Origin of the sequence: Paenibacillus sp. 1001270B_150601_E10, from assembly GCF_015558675.1 — a bacterium.
GTDB lineage: Bacteria > Bacillota > Bacilli > Paenibacillales > Paenibacillaceae > Paenibacillus_B.
Genome location: NZ_JADMOL010000002.1, coordinates 623,218 through 641,598 on the forward strand (window position 1 = coordinate 623,218; position 18,381 = coordinate 641,598).

Below are 18,381 nucleotides of genomic sequence, written 5' to 3' on the forward strand. Positions count from 1 at the left end.
CAATGAAGCTTGTCGATATTTGATAAGGAAATATTCGAATAAGGAAGGCCTTGATGCCGGCGGAATGACTGCTCGGTACTCAAGGCCTTTGTCGTAGGTTTCCATGTGGAATAATGAGGATGTAGTTACTGCTTAGCCCTTCATCCGAAATAAGCGAGAATTTCGTCTTGCGTGCGGGTAGCGTATTTCATGCCGTACCTCTTGTTTGCCGTCTCATTGGTCTTTTTTATTATAACTAAATAGGGGAGTTACGCGAAAAGTGGAGTAGATGATACGCTAGAGGAGTTGGCGCAATCGTCTGGTGCTGAATACATGGGGGCTATAAAAAGACAGGATGAAGTGGTCCTGCATGCCGAATTGAAATCGATTTCAAAAAGCTGCAAATAGCCAAGGTGCAGACTAAAAAAGTACATGGAGCTCAATTCCCGTTTTTGCTATGATGGGTGGTGCACTTTAAAGAGCTTCGTAAATGCATGGTGTTAGTACGAGCGAAGTACGAAAGAATATGGTGAACAAAAAATGATGATGTCAAAGGAGATGCTATGAGTACGATTCCGAATGACATTCTTACGGTGCTGAAGGAGCACCGGCATGCGCCTGAGGGCGTGCTGCATGGGGTGTGCTGCGATCGAACGCTTCAGGGCGGTTTCCAGCATACCTATGTGCTCCTGAGCGAAAAGGAGCTCATCCTCGTCTTTGATCCGGATACGGTGCTTAAGGAAACGACATTTACCGGATACACGACAACTGGAAAAAGAGCAGACAAGTGGGGAGATCAGACTTTCTCCAAATGGATGAAGCGCTCCAAAGACCGTAAGGTTCAAGAACAAGTTTATTCGCGCGAGCCGGAATGGAAGGTGGAAAGCATTCCGCTGGAGAAGATCGAGAGCGTATTTATCGTGAATCTCGTGGCTTCAGGACTTCTCGTATTGAAGGGGCAGGACGGCGAAGAGCGGACGCTTGCGGCATTTACCAACAGTCAGATGAAGAAGGCAACGAGGCTTGCATCTCTAGTGGAGAAGCTGAAGAAGCAGGAGTCGCTTCGGGAGGAGCGCGAAGAAAGCGGAACCAGTCATGCTTGTCCCACATGCGGGATGCTGTATCCGCAGCAGGATCGCAAAGTATGCCCGAAGTGCATGAAGAAGCACGCCATCTTCCGCAGGCTGCTTGGACTTGCAAGCCATTACCGTCTTTCCATTGTGTTTATCGTTTTGTTTATGCTGTTGAACGCAGCAACAGGGCTTGCGATCCCTTATTTGCAAGGAACGGTGCTGTTTGATCAGGCACTTGGACATACGGGACCATTCGCAGGACAGATCGCGCTCGTTATCGGCCTCATTGTCTTGTTCCGCACGCTGTCCTTGCTGTTTGGCGTGCTGTATGGGCTGATCAATGCTCGACTGGGAGCCAATGTCGCCTTTGATCTGAAGTCAGGTGTCTTTACTGCGATGCAGCGGCTGTCGCTGAGCTTCTTTCAGAAAAAGCAAACCGGACAGCTTATGACGCGTGTAAACAATGATGCTACGGAGCTGCAATATTTCTTTGTGGACGGTATTTCCTACTTTATCGTAAATGCGATGAACATCGTCGGGATCTTGGTTATTTTACTGATGATGGACTGGAAGCTCACGCTGCTGTGCTTTATTCCGATGCCGTTCGTGATGATCATTATTCGCTCCGCCTTTCCGAAGCTGTGGAGACTGTCATGGCGCAGGCATCGCCGTGTAGCCGTCATGAATGCGATTATTAGCGATACAACAAGAGGGACTCGTGTCGTAAAGGCATTCGGGAAGGAAAGACAGGAGATGGAACGCTTCCAGCGCTCAAATATGGCATTCGCTGGAGCGGAGCAGCAATTCAACAAGATGAACAGCACCGTCTTTCCGATTCTGTCGATGCTCACACAGTTTGGCGGTCTCATTATCTGGGCCTTCGGCGGCACGCAGGTGATGAGGGGGGAGCTGACCTTCGGGGTGCTGATGACCTTTATTCATTACATCTTCATGCTGTATGGACCGATCCAATTTATGAACAATATCGCAGGCTGGTGGTCGTACTGCATGTCCGCTGCGCAGCGAATCTTTGAGATTCAGGATGCGGTGCCGGATGTGAACGAGAAGAAGGACCCGATTCGCCTTCCGTCGATCCAAGGGGAGATTGAGGTTAACAACATTTCATTTGGCTATGAGCCGAACAAGATGATCTTGAAGCGTGTAACGATGCATGCAAGGCCAGGGCAAATGATTGGTGTCGTTGGCCACTCTGGAGCGGGCAAATCAACACTTGTTAATCTGATTTCGCGACTTTATGACGTGAATGAAGGCGAGATTCGAATTGATGGTCACGATGTGCGCGATTTGTCCTTTGATACGCTGCGCGAGCATATCGGGATCGTGTCGCAGGAGACGTACGTCTTTATGGGAACGATCGCAGAGAATATCGCCTATGCCAATCCAGACTGCTCGATGGCGGATATTCTGTACGCTGCAAAGATTGCAAAGGCGCATGACTTTATTGAGAAGCTGCCGGATGGATACGATACAATCGTCGGCACGGGCGGCCATAGCTTATCTGGCGGAGAGAAACAGAGGTTATCGATAGCACGAGCTATTCTGCACAATCCTTCGATTCTAATTCTAGATGAAGCAACGGCTTCGCTGGACACGGAGACCGAGCTTCAGATTCAAGAGGCGCTGGAGACGCTGATTCAAGGACGAACGACGATTGCAATCGCCCATCGCTTGTCTACGCTTCGCAATGCCGATTATCTGATTGTGATGGATAAGGGCAAAGTGATGGAAGCGGGCACGCATGATGAATTGATGGAGACGGAAGGCATGTATTATGAGCTTGTTCAAAAGCATGACAAGGCACTGCAGATGAGAGGAGTAGGTTAAGATGGCATTCGAAGATATCGGGCATGACGAAGGGGCGGTAAAAGGCGGGGTAACTCTAGCGGAAGCTGCTAAAATCAAATATTTAACACCCCATAACGCTCAATTTGTGCTCACGAAGGGAAGGATGCTCTCTGTAACAGTAGAGGAGAAACACTATCCATCGGTGTACCTGCATTGCTCGTTTCCTCACTCGAACCGCCTTCTCTACATATCGGTGCGGACGCTTGAGAATGAAGAGGTGGGGATGATTGAGTCCTTGGACGACTTCCCAGAGGAGCTGGCACAGCTTCTGAAGGAGCAGATTGCCATCCGCTACTTTGCACCGATCATTACAAAGGTCATTGCGATCAAGGAAGAGTTCGGGTATGCCTACTGGGAAGCCGAGACGCAGGCAGGGCGCTGCCGGTTCACGGTGCGCAACGGAGGCGGCAATGCGAAGCTGGTCTCGGAGCAGAAGCTTCTGATTCAGGATGTGGACGGCAACCGCTTCTTAATTGAGCGGCTGGATCAGCTTAGCGAGAAGGAATATCGAATGGTGGAAATGTGCTTATAGGACATCTATTCGAGATCCATTTACGGATGAGCGACCGCAAATAAAAGTACAATTTTTTATATCAGATAGAATGTTGATGCTCCATTTAGAGTGAACATTGTCCATTCTATTGTGGCAAAGAAAACGTAGGAGGATAACCATGAATCTGCGCTTTGAGCTGTCGGAGCGGGACGAACGAGCGGCTGTGGCCGCTGTCGGGGAGCATATCCGCTACTGTGTGCCTGCTGACCTCACGCTTCAGGGGCGTATGGTCGAGGGCTACCTGGTTATTGGCGAGGAACGCTACGTCATTGTTCAAGACGGTGAAGTAAGAGCGTCGCATCTAATCGGTGAAGCAAACGAGTACAAGGTCATCCCGCTTGTCGGAAATGTCATTCTTGAGGCAAAGGATCAGGATGGACTTCGAATCGTTGCAAGGGCTTCGATGCAGCATGCGGGGCGTTATGCATATATTGCTCAAATTCTAACGAGTGTAGCGAACCAAAAGCCGATCCGCATCTACAATGACGAGACTGAGCCTGCATGTGCGAAGTGCGGCGGACCGCTGATTCGCGGTACCCGGATTTGCCCAAGATGCATCAATAAGGCGGCAGCCTTCAAGCGGCTCTGGGGCGTATCCATGTCGCATTGGAAGATGCTTGCGATAGGCGTACTGCTATTGTGTGCGATTACGGGGCTGTCTCTGCTTGGACCTTATTTTCAAAAAATACTGATTAATTCATCGCTTGCCCCGCCAGAGGGACAGAACCCTGATCTGACGGTCTTTATGGTCGCCATTGCGGGGATGGCCGTTATTCTAATCGGCAGCGAGCTGTTGACCGTTGCAAAGGGACGCATCATGACGACGGTCAGCTCCAATATAGCAGCTGATCTGCGGAAGCTGGTATTTGACCGCATTCAGCGTTTATCGCTTGGGTTTCTGACGTCGCAGCGGGCAGGCGACATTATGAACCGGATTACCTCAGATACCGATCGGATTCGGAACCTGATACAAGAGATCTGCACAATGGCCATTCTGCAGCTGATTACGCTTGTTTCCGTAAGCGTGCTCTTGTTTCAGACCAATGTATTGCTTGCTTTGATCGTCATTCTGCCTGCTCCCTTGGTTGCTTATATCCAGGTATTCATCTGGCGCCGCGTACTGCGCAAGCTCTCGCATAAGCAGTGGCGAATTCATGACAAAGCGAATTCCTTCCTGCATGACGTGTTGAGCGGAATTCGCGTGGTGAAGTCATTCGGCAAGGAAGCGCGTGAGGTTCAGCGCTTTCGGGATTACAATACCCAGTTTGCGAATGCAGCGATCCAGACGGAGAAGGTATTCAGCGTTCTCTCGCCAATATCGAACTATTTGATTCAGATTGGGCAATATATCGTGCTGCTCGTAGGCTGCAACCTGATTATAGGCGGCAGCTTGAATATCGGTGAGCTTGTTCAATTTACAAGCTATGCATCCATGATCTATGGGCCGCTGACCTGGCTGATGTACATGCCGCGCTGGGTCACAAATGCCGTCATTGCTGTTGACCGGGTATTCTCCGTTATCGATGAGCAGCCTGAGATTATGGATGCCGAGCAGGCCGTAAAGCATGAGATTCAAGGCCATATTGAGTTTCGCAACGTGACGTTTGGCTATAAGACGTATGAGCCCGTGTTAAAGGATATTAACGTGGAGATCAAGCCAGGAGAGATGATCGGGCTGGTTGGGCATTCGGGCTCAGGGAAGTCTACCATGATCAATCTGATCTCCCGCTTCTATGACGTGAATGAGGGCGAACTGCTCATGGATGGCATTGATATTCGCTCGATTGAGCAGGAGGAACTACGATCGCAGATTGGCGTGGTGCTGCAGGAAACCTTTCTGTTCAGTGGAACGATTACAGACAATATTCGCTATTCGAAGCCTGAGGCGACCTTGGAGGAGATTATCCAGGCGGCGCGGGTTGCCAATGCACATGACTTTATCATCCAGCTGCCGGATGGATATGATACGAAGCTAGAGGAGAATGGAAACAATCTCTCGGGCGGAGAACGGCAGCGGGTCGCCATTGCAAGAGCAGTGCTCAGCAATCCGCGCATTCTTATTCTGGATGAAGCGACCGCATCCTTGGATATTGAGACGGAGGGTGTCATTCAGGAGGCGCTGCAGCGTGTAACGGAGAATCGGACGACGATTGCGATCGCGCACCGGCTCTCGACGCTTCGGAATGCGGATCGGCTCTTCGTATTGGAAAAGGGCGAGATTGCAGAGATTGGAACGCATACAGAGCTTATGCAGAAGCAGGGCATATACTACAAGCTCATTATGGCTCAGCGCAATATGGCGAAGCCGAAGAAGCAGGTGAAGGTGCCTAACAGTGCCATAGCCGCTGCGCCAGCAGCCGCACAGGTCGTTACCAATTAGGCGAAGGTCTAGATCGCATCAATAAAGAGATAAATACAGAACATGATGGCACGTTTCAAGTGCACAGGAGATATGAAAAAGGCAAAGGCACATGATGCTGCGAATCAAGGATCGCAGATCATGTGCCTTTTTGAAAGAGCGATAACGGATAGGAGTAGGGACCAATCGCATGAATCGTCCATGATATTGTATAATTGTGGAATATATAGGAAGGCCATCGTATAAGTTGAGGGTAACAAAGGGAGGGATGAATTTGCAGGCAGGATTTTGGATAAGACTGGGTGCAGCCATTCTGGATGGTATTATTATTGGTATTCCTGTAAGCCTCATCATGTATATCCTATTCTCGGAATCCTTTGGCGAGACGATGACAAATGTGATCGTTGGGCTGTACAGCTTGCTGCTTCCTGTGATGTGGGCAGGATATACGATTGGAAAGAAAATATGCAATATTCGCATTCAAAAGCTGGACGGCTCTCCGCCTACGCTTGGAACGATGTTCCTTCGCAATATCGTATCGGGATTGATTTACGGGATTACGTTCGGCATGGCTGCCCTTATTAGCGCTTTTATGGTCGGGTTGCGAGAGGATAAGCGAGCTATTCATGATTTTATTGCGGGAACGGAAGTGGTGCATGATTAATAAGGGTTATGCGAAGGTCATGATCTGAAGCTTTGATAGTTATTTTGGTTAAAATTGTTAATAATTATGTTATAAGGTGTATTTTTTGTGTGGAGTATAGTAGAACTCGTTGTTGAACTATTAGTCGACGATGCTCCTAAGCAAATGAGAGAACAAAGAGATCGCCTGCGGGCACGTTCTATTTTGCGACATATGAGAAAAGAAGACTGCATGGATAAGGCCTGCGGAGATGGCAGGTTCCAAAGGGCGCTCATTGAAGGAGAATAGAGGCACAGAGGAAGAGACGGATGAAGAAGCTTAGAGTTGGAATTATCGGAACCGAATTTGGAGCATCTGTGCATGTCCCTATCCTTAAGCTGCATGAAGGCTTCGAGGTTGTTGCACTGGCAAGTGTCCATCGGGAGCTGAAGCAGGAGGACGTCTCTCATTTGAGCATCGGGAAACGCTATCAGAACTGGCGGCAAATGCTTGAGGCAGAAGAACTGCTGGATCTGGTCAGCGTTACCTCGATACCTGCGCTCCATAAGGAAATGGCGCTGGCCGCTATAGATAGGCATATGAACGTATGGTGTGAGAAGCCGCTTGGCATGCATGCAAGCGAGACGCTTGCGATGCTGACAGCAGAGAAGAGAAATGAGAGAAGAGGCTTTGTCCATTTTCAATGGAGATTGACGCCTGTCAGAAGAAAGGTGCGAGAACTGCTGGCGTCGCAAGTGCTTGGACAGATTCAGCATGTGAAATTTCAAGGCAGCTTCTCAGGATATGCTCTGCTGACAACAAGCCGGCGAGGCTGGGAAGGCCAGCAGAAGGCTGGAGGAGGGATGCTGAACGCGATAGGCTCCCATATGCTGGATTCCCTCATGTGGTGGCTGGATGCGCGCATCACTGAGGTGAATGCTCAGTTGAAGCTTGCTGTTCCAAGCTTCGAAGACGCAAATGGAATGGAACAAAGAGATGCAGAGGATGGCTTTACGATTAACGGGACGCTTGAAGGCGGCACAACCTTTAATATGGACTTTTTTCAGGCAGCAGTAAGAGGAACGGGGTGGGAAGTGGAGATATACGGGACAAAGGGAACGCTGCGAGTGCGTCAGGATGCAGAGCTTGAGCTCAGCTATGGCGGTGCCTATGAGAAAGTAGAGCTTGAGCAGGTTCGTCCGCCACAGTCGCTAAGTTCTCCTGCGAGCTTGTATTACAGCGGTGTCTACCCGATGATCGAAGGCATCTATCAATCTTTGATGTATGGCAGAGAAAACAGGGATCTTCCTACCTTTCGCGACGGACATCGCGTGCAATGTGTATTGGATGCGGTACGGCGTTCCTCGGCTGAACGAAGCTTGGTCAACGTAGCTTATGTATAGTTACTATTAATAAACAGGATATAGAAAGTAGTGTGAAAGATAACCAATTGAAACTTACTGTAAGCTATTTGCGTAATACTGTTAAGACTTGAATGATGAGGGGAGCAGTGAACATGGGCCTATTTGACGGATTGTTAGGCAACGCATCAGAGATTAACCCAAAGGAAGTGGAGCAGGAGCTTCGTCCGATTCTTGCAGAAGGAGAGGGAGTAGAATCGGTTTTTAAGGTCATTCGGGATATGTTTGTATTTACGAATAAACGCCTTATCTTGATCGACAAGCAAGGCATTACAGGTAAGAAGACGGACTATCATTCTGTTCCATATAAGAGCATCAGCCACTTCAGCGTAGAGACTGCCGGTACTTTCGACGTGGACTCTGAGCTGAAAATTTGGATTTCAAGCGCAGTAGAGCCGACGATTCGCAAGGAGTTCCGCAAGGATTCCAACGTATTCGTGGTACAGGCAACATTAGCGAAGCATGTATTGAAGTAAACGGAATGATGCTAACGACTTCAAGCCTCGGATATTCCGGGGCTGTGAAGGAAAAATGCCGAATCCCTTTATCGCTTTAGTTACAATCATTACCTTTGTCGTGTATGCTGCTGGCATCGCGCTGGGCATATATACTCGTCCTCTTGATCAAGCTCATGAGGAGAGGGATAGAAGCGCTTGATCTGTATATCCTGGAGCAGCACAAAAAGTCAGACCCCTTTCAATGATCAAGAGGTTATTTGTTACAAACCTTCCCATAATGGGGTAATAACAACCATTACGAAATGAGTGGAAGGTGGATGCAAAGATGGAAAACGTAATTGTAGCTGTATTTAAGGATCAGAGCAAGACCTATCAAGCTTTGTCGGAGCTAAAAAGCAAGGTAGTGACAGAACAATACGCGATATTGGAAGCGGCCGTAGTCAAAAAAGAACAGGAACGCATCGTGATGACGGACGGCTTTAGCGCTTCAGGCAATGGAGAGTGGCTGACAGGCGGACTCATTGGATCCATTGTCGGCATTCTGGGCGGCCCCATTGGCATGCTGCTTGGCGGAAGCCTAGGTGCCATCATCGGTGCGACGAAGGAAGGCGACGATAAGCTCGACAATGCGAGTATTATGTTCACGACAGCAGAGAAGCTGGTGAATGGCGATCTAGCCCTCGTGCTCTTGGCTCAGGAGCAGCGTGAGCATGCGATGGACCATTATCTGCTTCAACTTGATCCTGTCTACATCATGCGAAAAGATGTGGAGGTCGTGGAAGAAGAGATTGAGCGTGCTCAAGAGGTGGAGCAGGAGCTTCGTCGTGATGCTCGCGAGCGCATGCGTGAGCGGCGTCAAGAAGAGCGTCAGGAGAAGCTTGACAGCTTTAAATCCAAGATAAAAATGGAATTTGAGCAGCTCAAGGACAAATTCAGCTCGAATTGATGCTCCATTTCACATTTTGTCTAATCGAAATCGTTTTACGAAGTAAAGCCATTCTGGTGCACAAACACAGGGTGGCTTTTTTCATGTGGAACAATAGAAGTAAACAGATTGATAGCAGGGTGTCGACGAAACGAAATCGAATGAATGCTCATCAATGCTAGAATACAGTTATAGGTACAGAGATAGAAAGGAGTTAGCTATGATGAACGCTCAGGCAGAAGAACTTGTGACATTAGCAAATGAAACGGTACAAATTGAGCTTCACCCTAATGGGAGCATTGCTTCGATGAAGCAGCGGCATGGAACGGATTGGAACCGGATACAATTCCGTGAGAAGGGGCCTCATGAAGGTATTCGCTGGTATGGAGAATGGGAGGGAGTGAAGCATGCGATTGATTTGAGCCTTACTTCTCAGGATGCGGAATCGATTGAATTTGAACATGAAGATGAGTGTTTCAAATATGCCCTGAATTACAGCATGGCTCAAGACTGTCTTGTTGTAAGAGCCACTCTTCAAAACATAGGGCGTGTGCCGATCCAACCGCAGTGCTGCGGACTCAAGATTGGGCTAGACACGTATATGGAATCGTACCCAGGCTGGAATGACAAGCTGTTTCCTACCCTGCTGCGCTGTGAAACCACTCACTTTTGGGGATATGCCATGAGCCCAAATGGCATGATCCTTGGCATTGCCTCGCCAGATCCGATCGCGTCGTGGAGTCTGGATTACAACGTTGGCTATATGGAAGGAGAGGTTGAGTGGTATGGGCACCGCGTCGAAACATGTAATCTCGACCTGCTGCATACTCTGCCTCTACCGGCTAGACATCCACAGCATTTGTATCAGCTGCTGCCTGGGGAGACCAAGCAATGGACCATCTATTTTACCGTTATTGATAAGCTTGACGAGGTTCAAGGCAAGCTAGCGCCATTATGCAAGGCGCCGATGATTGAACTGGAACGAACGACGCTTGCACCTTTTGAGGAAACGGTTGTAAAAGTGGATGGAGATAAGCTTGTGCGTGCTGAATGGCTTGCTCCAGATGGAACACGCCATGAGTGGAGCGTTGTCGAATGCCAAGGCGCGTATAAGGGACTCTTCATTGCCGGTGACCAACCAGGCGCATATGTGCTTCAAGTAGAAGGCGTTAATGGGAAGGTGGCAGAAGCAGTTGTTTCCGTTCGGCAACCCTGGTCTTGGTATATGGAAAAGGCAAGGGCATCTGCTTTGGCAATCCCGCCGCGCGCGACATCGCATTGTGAAAGCTGGTACGGATTATTTACGCTGTATCTGGCAGAGAAGCATCTGCCGAATGCAGACATGCTTCAAGAGAGCGATCGAATCCTTGAGCGTATTCTCCCGCTCATGTTCGATACAAACACCTATGAGCCTCTCCTTGCGAAGCATCGCATTCAAAATGTATCTACGATGGTCAGTGTGCTGGTAGATCGATATGAGGCGACAGGCGATCTAGCAGCATTAGAGCATGCGGCAGGCTTTGCGGACTGGCTGGTTGAGCATGCTCAAGCAGAGGATGGCTCCTATCGAGCAGGAACGATTCACTATACGTCCGTTATTTATCCAGCGAAAAGCATGCTGGAGCTGGTGCAGGCGGAGCAGCCGTTGGCCGTGCAGTCAGAGGAGTGGCGAGAGCGTGCGGAGCGGCATCTTCACTCAGCCAAGCGTGCGATGGATGAGCTTGTTCGTGCAGATGGCAACATTGATACAGAGGGGGAATTGACCTTTGAGGATGGCATGATCTCCTGCAGCGCGCTGCAGCTTGGCATGTTTGCATGGATGCAGGAGAATGAGGGGGAAGGCAAGCTTTACAAGGATATGGCACTGAAGATGCTTGATGGCCATAACAGTCTTACGAATCTCATCATTCCAGATGGCAGACAGCGGGGAGCGACACGCCGCTTCTGGGAATCGCAGTATGATATCGCCCTACAGCCAAACATGCTCAATTCGCCGCATGGCTGGACGTCGTGGAGAACGTACGCTACTTGGTATGCCTATTTGCTGACAGGAGAAGAGCATTATCTAACCGAGACGATGAATGCGCTTGGCAGCTGTGTTCAGATGATTGAGCCTCTAAACGGCAAGCTCAGATGGGCTTTTGTGCCTGATCCTTATATTCAAGCCTCCCAGATTATCAGACCGTTAAAGGCAGAGAATCCAAGCATGGCACAAGAGGGACATCACCACACTTCCCGTTATCCATCCCGTCACTTTGTACTAGGCGAGCAGTATCTGGATATGATATCAGACTGGCATGAGGTGAATTTGCAGGACAATGATGTGCATGAGCATTTTAAATGTCTTGAAGAAGTCGCGCTCAGCAAGGCCTATGTGATTGAGCGTGAAGGTGGAGAACTTATAGCTTGGAACTGTACGGTAAAGAAGGTAGAGAACGGCATTACGGTAGACCCTTATGAATCGATCGTTAGCAGCGTGCATGTCAACCTGCAAGTTGCAACAATGGTTGAGGTAAGCTTTGCAGACAAAAAGGTCGAGGATGTTTGTAAGATGGGGTGGATTGCAAGATAAGAGCAGGATATTGAAGAAGTGGCAGCGCTGGGAGCACATTCTCTCGGAGACTTGTCCATGCATAACGAAAAAGCGGCATCCAAGAGACGTTAAATCGTCCTCAGATGTCGCTTTATTTGATGGATCCGGCTTATCAAGTTGAATTTAGCTCTATGTACTCGATCTAAGCTTGACGTTGGAACGTAACTTTACGATAGAGTCGAACACACCATTTGAGAGCAGGTTCTGTCTGGCGGTGCAAAATGTGTACAATAAAAGCGCAGATAAGAGCAAGAACCATACCGCCCATCACATCGAACGGAAAATGAACGCCTACGAATACGCGCCCGATTCCGGTTAAGGCTGCAAGAACGAGCAGTACACTGCCTATTTTACGCTTAATGAGGAATGCAGCAAAGGCGAGCGAGAAGGCGAATGTGCTGTGATCGCTTGGGAATGATGGGTCTGCGTCATGCGTAATGAGCTGATTGACGGTCAGACTGACAAACGGACGCGGATGGTCAATCATTGGACCAATAACAAACATCCCAATGCCTAAAGCAAGCATAGCTGTCAACACGCTATTGAAGGCGATGCGCTGGTTCTCAAGCTTGCCCGTAAACCAGAGCACTGCCATGATTCCAATCATCACCCATACAAGCTTTCCTGCAAAAAACTTCATTGTATCATCCAGGAAACCGTTGCTTCCCGCAAATTGATTCACAAAATGGAATAGTGTTTCATTCAATAGAACTTCCTCCTTTACAAAAGCTTTACATATTATAAAGAAGGAAGCTTAAGATTTGCTTAAAAGAAATACCTTGTCGCGCTGTATTATTTTATCTTTGCAAGAGCAAGTGTTTTTCTCAGCAAAGGCAGTGCAATCTCAATATTTTCTTCCCCGACGTGTGAGGAGCCCTCGCGATGACGGCCTTCGCCAAGCATGTAATAATACTCAAGCTGATTATGATTGCTGATCATCCAATAGGTTGGAATAACATACTCCGGATGAAACAGCTCGATGACCTTTGCACCTGGGCTTGCAAAGGCTAGATTCGTAAGTGCAGCTCCATGAATAGAGATAATCGCTTTCGCTTTTGAAAAGAGTTGAATTTGCTGCGCTACACTAAGCGACTCCAATTCATAACTGACAAAGCCGTGCTTATGGAGAAGTCGAAGAACGGCTTCTTCATTCACAACTTTGCGAATGCCGGCTTGCTTACGGCTGATGTAGATGCGCTCAGCGGATTTGAAAGATTTGTCGCGATAGGATAGCAGCATGCTGCGGATGGTCTCAGTAGCCCACTTTGGATACTCGGCATGCATGATGCAAGAGGGAACGATCAGCTCGTTAGCTTGAATATACGTATCAGGGGATGTTTTGATCATAGCCTCTTCCTGCAGACCAAGCATGGCAAGCGTTTCGTAATAAAAGCCTGCCCATAGGTTTGGATTGATAACCAAATGATCGTAGTGATGCTTCTTCAGCATCTTGAGTCTCGGCAGAACGTCATACAGCCAATGAAAGTAGTTTCCTGCCCCACAGAAGGTGAGTACTGCGGCACGACCGGATAGCTGCTGCAAGGGAGGATGGTTCCAAGAATGAAAGATCGAATGGCCATCGCCTTCAATGACCTTATTCGTCTGGGGATGATAATCAATCGAGAGATCAGACAGCAGCAGATGATCAGGCGTGATGATGGCTCCATAGTCTCCCCATACTCGTCCATTTGGAATAGAAGCGACAAAGCCTTGCAGCGGCCTGCGTCCATAGCCCCAAAGGTAACGGTGAATGGGTTCATGAATGCTCGTGGCTGTGGAGTATCGGACCCATTCTCCAAAGGAGAAGGGCTGATATCTGCCTGTACCATAGATTCCATGCTGAGATTGTATCCATTCAGAGGTTGTAAGATGTCCTCTAGGGGGAGCGGAATTAAGCTGACTCATCCGATGCCCTCCAATCCATTGGTCTTCTATTAATCATATTCAATAGAAGACAATCGGTGTTTTATATTTGAACGGAACAAAGGGGAGCGGGATTTACAATCCTATAGCAAATTTTGTAAAATGATAGTTAGATCTATACGTTACCAACTCCCTTATGTGTATAAAAATTAGGAGGTTTACAATGAAGCGATATCTGATCGGTCAATATGGGAGCTATGATGAGCATAAAATGAAGCGTGATTTTCGTCCCCATTTCTTTGGGGTTGAGGCATGCTTGATAGACAAGGATCAGGATGTATATCGATTGCAGGAAGAGGCCAGGACGCAGCAATTTCAGGTTGGCGTTCATTTTCCCTTACGAGCAGGACGTGCTCCTTACCGAGATGCCCCGTTTCTGAGTTTGGACGAAGTCGAAAGGGCTGCGGTATATCGCCATGTAGAACAAGAGCTCAAAGACCTTCAGCACGTTTGTCCTGCTTATGTTCTTTTCCATTATCCGAAGCCTGTTCTTTTGGATCGAGAAGTAGACTGGGGGCAATGGCATTTCCATCATGAATCGGAATATCGGTTTACAGATGAAACCAGTGAAAAGCATTGGCTTGAGACGACAGAAGCACTATTTAGCTGGTTGACGCAAACAAGCAAGCAGTACGGTTTTATGCCCATTTTAGAGTTTGACGCCGTTACACGTTGGATTTATCAAAGTGATCGATTGGAGCGTCTATTGGACCAGTATCCTACAATCCGTCTATGCTTAGATACGGGACGCCTGCACTTGCAGAGTGTGCTGGACCCACAATTTGATCCCATCGAGCTATGTCAACGCTTTGCTTCTTATACAGCCTTGGTTCATTTATGGAACTTTCAGTATGTAAATGGAGAGAAGCTTCATTATCGTCATCCAGTGCTTCCGAATCAGAAGCCAGAGGATGGGTGGGCGCCAATTGAGGAGATGCTGCAAGCAATACGAGATGGCAATCCAAATGTATGGATACAATTTGAGCATGCATCACACATGGTTACCGATGAGGAGCTGGAGCAATGCTACCAATGGGTGGACGAGCTGCTTCATAAGGAAGTTCATGTACGATAAAGGTTGAAAATGAAGACCCGGTGCCCTAGCGTGAATGATCACGAAGGACGAACCGGGTTCTTTTTTACATGGATAGGGTTAAGTCGTCATATGACATAAGCAGATAGTGACTCAAGCAAGCGACGGTATGCCTTATCGAATGCGGCAGGATCTGTATTCACCTCTTTAAAGCTCATCATGCAAGAGGACAGAATATCGTCTGCAAGCTCAGCGTTATAGGCTTCAAGACTTCGCAACAGCTCATAATCCTCTACGCCTGCTCGCATGGCTTCCAATCTCATGCTGAGGAGCGGTCCCTCGGGTCCTGGGTAGACCAAGTGTGTATCCCCAGCCGGCACACGCCGGTTATGAACTTGAGGGGCAAGCAGCGGATTGGTCAATTCGAAGGGATCTTGGTCCTTAAAATAATAGTTTAAACCCCAATGGAGATACCCATCCAGCTTGTACTTGTAATTTCCCCAATGCAGATAGCGTGTCTTAAGGAGCGGGAAGTCGAGGAAGCGATTCAAGTAGTCGCCGCCAGGATTCCAGCACGTATAAAACCATAGCGTATCACCAAGCTGACGATAATTCTCATACGCCTCTTGATGAAGCTCATATTCTTTATTGGTAGGCACCCATATATCGACTGCGCCTGCAACACTGGTATTGATGACTGCATCGATTAGCGGAATATCTGGAAGCCACTTCCGAACGATTCCCGTTAGGATGCGATAATCAGCGGCTGAGGGCTCGATAGGTTCATCCGCGACGTGCTGCACGAGAAGCGAGAGCCAGCCCTTGCTTGCAAGCCAATCTCGCCAAGCTTTCAAATATTGCGACAAAAAGGCATAGCCTTCTACGGATGTAGCTTGAATATCGGCATTCGTGCTTAGAACAAAGGTCGGGTCTTCCCAGTTGATTCGCCTTGCAACATGCCCGCCTTCAATATGCGTAAATCCAAGCTCCAAAAACATCGTGATGAGGCGTTCGGCCTTTGAAAAATCAAAAGAATATTGGCCGTCTTCATTGGAGACAACGTCGATAAAGGAACTGCCAACCATAAAATGCGTCTGCCTGCAGCGTCTCATGGCTTTGCCATACTGCTCCACCATAGACCAAAACTTCTCAGACCAGAGCTCTAGCTGGTGCCTGGATGCGATATTATGGATGGAGTACCAGTTGGTGATGCTAAGCCGTCCCTTTTCTGGAATCGCAGCTGAAAACACCTCGATCATAACAGGGAGCTTCCGCGCCATCTTATTGACGGTTAATGTGATTTCACCCTGATATCTGCCTGCTGCTGTTTCTTCTGGAATATGCCAGCAAAGATAAAAGGCCGTGGTAGAGGTTTCGACTGTGCAATGCTCATATACCGGGAGCAATGCGTCATAGACACGGAACGGAGCTTGTCGTGTAACATAGGCTGGTGCCGGCGTACCGACGGGAACCGTTGATACGTCCACATCCGTATTTTCATTGACTTGAACGTCTAGAAGCTGGTAAAGAGTGAAATTCGGGCTGATTAGAGAATGCTCATCAGGGTGCTTAGCCAGATGAAATTGCCACGACAGTACGGCCTGCTCAGGTATGTCGTTGAAAAGCAGCTGGCAGCCGGCAAAAGAGCCGCGAGGGCTGATAAGCGAGATGTGTTCCTCTTCTGACAAAGGCTGGGTCACGGACTGATCCGGATAGAGCCATTCATTTGCACTAAAGACTTGCAGCTTCATGATAATCACCTCTTTATCCGTTGGATGTGACGAGCTAGCTAGGATCAAGCAATGGCAGCGAATCCATTAGTTTTGTTGATTTTTGGCTTCTGTAATCTTAATCTGCGATTCTTCCTTAAGCTCACGCAAGAATGAGGCAATATCCATGTCCGAAGTGGAGAATTTCAGCATGGAGCCTGCAATATCCACATATTTGTCCCACTGGCTGATCTTAGCCGGAGGAAGAGCAGGCGGAACTGCATAGAAGGCGGATACATTTTTATCCATAAACACCTCTACCTCCTCGCCAAAGTGACTAACGACTTCCTCGTTGTTAAACAGCGGTGGAGCATCGCCAATCTTAGCAAGTGCCGTTTGATGTTCCGGGGACAAATATGCCATCAGAACCTTGAAGGCGGCATCCTTATGCTCACTGTATTTGTTGATCACAAGCAGGCTGCTGCCGGCAGGCGGAGCAGATTCATTACCATCTCCCCAGACCGGTAGCGGGGCTGCCTCCATATTCGCTGCAACTTCAGGATCGCCAACTCCCCAGCGTAAGTATTCGATCCAGGATACGATCATTCCTACGTTTTTCTTTGAAAATTCATAGTCTTTTCGAGCTTCCGGATCTTCGTTGAAAATGCCTGGTATGCTATAAATCTTCTTCATGAGCTCCAAGTATCGAGTTACGGCTGGTTCCTTGTCGATCAGCACCTCACCGGTATCTGGATCGGTTAGGTTGACCGCCAGCTGAGATAATGGAATGGTTACTTCTCCAGAAGCGAGACCAGGTCCCATCTCAAGCCCGCGATACTGTACGCCGTCACGCTCAGCGGTCATTTGTTTGGCCAGCTCAACGACTTCGTCCCACGTTAGCTGCTCAGTAGGGTATTCAATGCCGAACTTATCGAACACCTCTTTGTTATACCAAATGCCGTATGGACTATATTGAATAGGGAAGCCAAGCACACGGCCTTGCCCCGTTTTGTCCAAGGCGCGCATGGAAGCTACAAGAGAGGGATCAAGCGTATTGAGGTCAAATTGATGCTTCCCGATCAGTTCATCCAGCGGCTCAATCATATCAAGCTCAAAGAGCGCATCAAGTCCCCAGTTGGCGAAAATAATGTCCGGTACAACCTTCTGGGCATTTAGTTCCTGCAGCGGCTCCATTTGCGCTTGAGAATCAACCAATTCAATGGTTACATGAGGCAGCAGATCTTCAATCCCGCGGTAACGCTGCTCAAAGGCATCTTTTCCCCACGGATACAAAATCTTGATCGTAACAGGCTCATCGCTCCCTTCATCGGCTGGTTCCGACGTAGAAGAGTTGGTGTTCGTTTCTGTTGTGCCGCCCGGTGAGGCATTTGTTGATGAATTCGATGATGAGGATGAGCAGCCAGAGAAGACCGCAGTTAACAGCAGGATGGCGATAAGCAGCATGCTTTGATAGCGTTTTCGATTTGACATATCCCTTAGCCCCTTTCTATTTTTGAGCACTGCTTCGATACAGCTAGTCATGACAACTACATTATAGGGAAGGGGGTGTTAATTTAGTGTTAAGTCGAGTAGCAGCGCTTTAATTCAGTGCAACCATGTGAGTGGTCTTGGTGTTTTATATTAGATAGGGAGTTTTCGAGTACAAGGAGGGGGAGAGATATGGAGCGGAGCTATCAGGTTATATATGATGCGAGGTGGAGTCATTTTTTCGTTTATCTGCTGTTTGGCGCATATTATGTTCACCTTTTGACAAGGGTGTGGCATGAAAAGAATTGGGTGCTAATGTCTCTTGTGATTTTGATTTTCGCAGCAGTTACATTTGAATGTATTAGAGTGGTTGCATACC

General features: G+C 48.4%; 13 protein-coding genes. 9 read left to right on the top strand and 4 right to left on the bottom strand.

What is annotated here, in order from left to right; all coding sequences use genetic code 11:
- Nucleotides 1-542 precede the first annotated feature (542 nt).
- The 8 genes from I2H74_RS07805 (at nucleotide 543) to I2H74_RS07840 (ending at nucleotide 11,828) form a co-directional block, all read left to right on the top strand.
- Complete coding sequence (locus I2H74_RS07805) at nucleotides 543-2,897, top strand: ABC transporter ATP-binding protein (RefSeq protein ID WP_195573012.1); 2,355 nt, start codon at nucleotides 543-545, stop codon at nucleotides 2,895-2,897.
- Nucleotide 2,898: 1 nt separating this feature from the next.
- The gene (locus I2H74_RS07810; RefSeq protein ID WP_195573014.1) at nucleotides 2,899-3,450 is read left to right on the top strand and encodes a DUF1854 domain-containing protein; all 552 of its coding nucleotides are present in this window, start codon (nucleotides 2,899-2,901) and stop codon (nucleotides 3,448-3,450) included.
- 139 nt (nucleotides 3,451-3,589) lie between these two features.
- On the top strand, nucleotides 3,590-5,851 hold the full coding sequence (locus tag I2H74_RS07815; RefSeq protein ID WP_195573016.1) for an ABC transporter ATP-binding protein: 2,262 nt from the start codon (nucleotides 3,590-3,592) through the stop codon (nucleotides 5,849-5,851).
- A 247-nt stretch (nucleotides 5,852-6,098) separates the two neighbouring features.
- Nucleotides 6,099-6,494, top strand: a complete 396-nt coding sequence (locus I2H74_RS07820; protein ID WP_195573018.1) for an RDD family protein — start codon at nucleotides 6,099-6,101, stop codon at nucleotides 6,492-6,494.
- Nucleotides 6,495-6,781: 287 nt separating this feature from the next.
- The gene (locus I2H74_RS07825) at nucleotides 6,782-7,855 is read left to right on the top strand and encodes a Gfo/Idh/MocA family protein (protein ID WP_195573020.1); all 1,074 of its coding nucleotides are present in this window, start codon (nucleotides 6,782-6,784) and stop codon (nucleotides 7,853-7,855) included.
- A gap of 113 nt (nucleotides 7,856-7,968) precedes the next feature.
- Nucleotides 7,969-8,349, top strand: a complete 381-nt coding sequence (locus I2H74_RS07830; protein ID WP_195573022.1) for a PH domain-containing protein — start codon at nucleotides 7,969-7,971, stop codon at nucleotides 8,347-8,349.
- Nucleotides 8,350-8,656: 307 nt separating this feature from the next.
- Nucleotides 8,657-9,277 (top strand): DUF456 domain-containing protein, encoded by a 621-nt coding sequence (locus I2H74_RS07835; RefSeq protein WP_195573024.1) that lies wholly within the window; start codon nucleotides 8,657-8,659, stop codon nucleotides 9,275-9,277.
- Between the two features lie 199 nt (nucleotides 9,278-9,476).
- Nucleotides 9,477-11,828, top strand: coding sequence for a hypothetical protein (locus I2H74_RS07840; protein ID WP_195573026.1), 2,352 nt, complete (start codon nucleotides 9,477-9,479; stop codon nucleotides 11,826-11,828).
- A gap of 163 nt (nucleotides 11,829-11,991) precedes the next feature.
- On the opposite strand, the gene I2H74_RS07845 is transcribed toward I2H74_RS07840, so the two are convergent.
- Both I2H74_RS07845 and I2H74_RS07850 read right to left on the bottom strand, forming a co-directional pair.
- Nucleotides 11,992-12,555, bottom strand: coding sequence for an undecaprenyl-diphosphatase (locus I2H74_RS07845; protein ID WP_195573028.1), 564 nt, complete (start codon nucleotides 12,553-12,555; stop codon nucleotides 11,992-11,994).
- 86 nt (nucleotides 12,556-12,641) lie between these two features.
- Entirely contained in the window at nucleotides 12,642-13,754 is a 1,113-nt protein-coding gene (locus tag I2H74_RS07850; protein ID WP_195573030.1) for a glycosyltransferase family 61 protein, read from the bottom strand.
- Between the two features lie 181 nt (nucleotides 13,755-13,935).
- On the opposite strand from I2H74_RS07850, the gene I2H74_RS07855 reads away from it, so the two are divergent.
- A complete protein-coding gene (locus tag I2H74_RS07855) occupies nucleotides 13,936-14,847 on the top strand; it encodes a sugar phosphate isomerase/epimerase (RefSeq protein ID WP_195573032.1) in 912 nt (303 codons plus the stop codon).
- A gap of 86 nt (nucleotides 14,848-14,933) precedes the next feature.
- Here the strand turns inward: I2H74_RS07855 and I2H74_RS07860 are convergent, their stop codons facing one another.
- A complete protein-coding gene (locus tag I2H74_RS07860) occupies nucleotides 14,934-16,556 on the bottom strand; it encodes a DUF4091 domain-containing protein (RefSeq protein WP_195573034.1) in 1,623 nt (540 codons plus the stop codon).
- A gap of 66 nt (nucleotides 16,557-16,622) precedes the next feature.
- The gene (locus tag I2H74_RS07865; protein WP_195573036.1) at nucleotides 16,623-18,005 is read right to left on the bottom strand and encodes an ABC transporter substrate-binding protein; all 1,383 of its coding nucleotides are present in this window, start codon (nucleotides 18,003-18,005) and stop codon (nucleotides 16,623-16,625) included.
- Nucleotides 18,006-18,381: the final 376 nt, after the last annotated feature.

Bases quoted from the DNA above. Each gene is read 5' to 3' on its own strand.
- I2H74_RS07805 (WP_195573012.1), top strand. From the start codon at position 543: ATGAGTACGATTCCGAATGACATTCTTACGGTGCTGAAGGAGCACCGG.
- I2H74_RS07810 (WP_195573014.1), top strand. From the start codon at position 2,899: ATGGCATTCGAAGATATCGGGCATGACGAAGGGGCGGTAAAAGGCGGG.
- I2H74_RS07815 (WP_195573016.1), top strand. From the start codon at position 3,590: ATGAATCTGCGCTTTGAGCTGTCGGAGCGGGACGAACGAGCGGCTGTG.
- I2H74_RS07820 (WP_195573018.1), top strand. From the start codon at position 6,099: ATGAATTTGCAGGCAGGATTTTGGATAAGACTGGGTGCAGCCATTCTG.
- I2H74_RS07825 (WP_195573020.1), top strand. From the start codon at position 6,782: ATGAAGAAGCTTAGAGTTGGAATTATCGGAACCGAATTTGGAGCATCT.
- I2H74_RS07830 (WP_195573022.1), top strand. From the start codon at position 7,969: ATGGGCCTATTTGACGGATTGTTAGGCAACGCATCAGAGATTAACCCA.
- I2H74_RS07835 (WP_195573024.1), top strand. From the start codon at position 8,657: ATGGAAAACGTAATTGTAGCTGTATTTAAGGATCAGAGCAAGACCTAT.
- I2H74_RS07840 (WP_195573026.1), top strand. From the start codon at position 9,477: ATGATGAACGCTCAGGCAGAAGAACTTGTGACATTAGCAAATGAAACG.
- I2H74_RS07850 (WP_195573030.1), bottom strand. From the start codon at position 13,754: ATGAGTCAGCTTAATTCCGCTCCCCCTAGAGGACATCTTACAACCTCT.
- I2H74_RS07855 (WP_195573032.1), top strand. From the start codon at position 13,936: ATGAAGCGATATCTGATCGGTCAATATGGGAGCTATGATGAGCATAAA.
- I2H74_RS07860 (WP_195573034.1), bottom strand. From the start codon at position 16,556: ATGAAGCTGCAAGTCTTTAGTGCAAATGAATGGCTCTATCCGGATCAG.
- I2H74_RS07865 (WP_195573036.1), bottom strand. From the start codon at position 18,005: ATGTCAAATCGAAAACGCTATCAAAGCATGCTGCTTATCGCCATCCTG.